The sequence below is a fragment of the Pseudomonas sp. YuFO20 genome, assembly GCF_035064975.1.
Lineage (GTDB): Bacteria > Pseudomonadota > Gammaproteobacteria > Pseudomonadales > Pseudomonadaceae > Aquipseudomonas > Aquipseudomonas putida_AE.
In genome coordinates this window covers 1-407 of record NZ_JAXDEO010000195.1, presented here as the reverse complement: position 1 = coordinate 407, position 407 = coordinate 1, and the positions used below count along the sequence as shown (strand labels likewise).

The window sequence follows — 407 nt, the reverse complement described above, 5'->3', positions numbered from 1 at the left end:
GTACGACATCAGCCGCAAGGCCGAGTTAACCGACTGCCTGCAAAAGCAAAGCCAGGCCAAATCCGCGCTGGAAGAGACGGAGATGACCTGGCTGGATGCGCAGGAACAGCTGGAGCAGTTAACGCAGGCGTTCGAAGCCTAAGCCTTAGGCCTTGTAAAAAGGCCTATCCCCCAGAATGGTCGCGCGGTGCATGATGCGCCGCTGCGGCAGATAATCCGCGTTGGCGTAGTGCTGCGTCACGCGGTTATCCCAGATCGCCACGTCATTTTCCTGCCAGCGCCAGCGCACCTGAAACTCCGGTTTGGTGATGTGAGCAAACAGGAAGTTCAGCAAAGCGTCGCTCTCTTTCGGCGCCAGATCGACGATCCGCGTGGTAAACCCTTCATTGACGAACAGCGCCTGCCGG

The 407-nt window shown here is 58.5% G+C and carries 1 protein-coding gene; it reads right to left on the bottom strand.

Annotation, left to right across the window (positions count from 1 at the left end; all coding sequences use genetic code 11):
- Positions 1-145: 145 nt before the first annotated feature.
- A partial coding sequence (locus SOP85_RS31235) for a TauD/TfdA family dioxygenase (RefSeq protein ID WP_323629439.1) occupies positions 146-407 on the bottom strand: 262 nt, incomplete at its 5' end.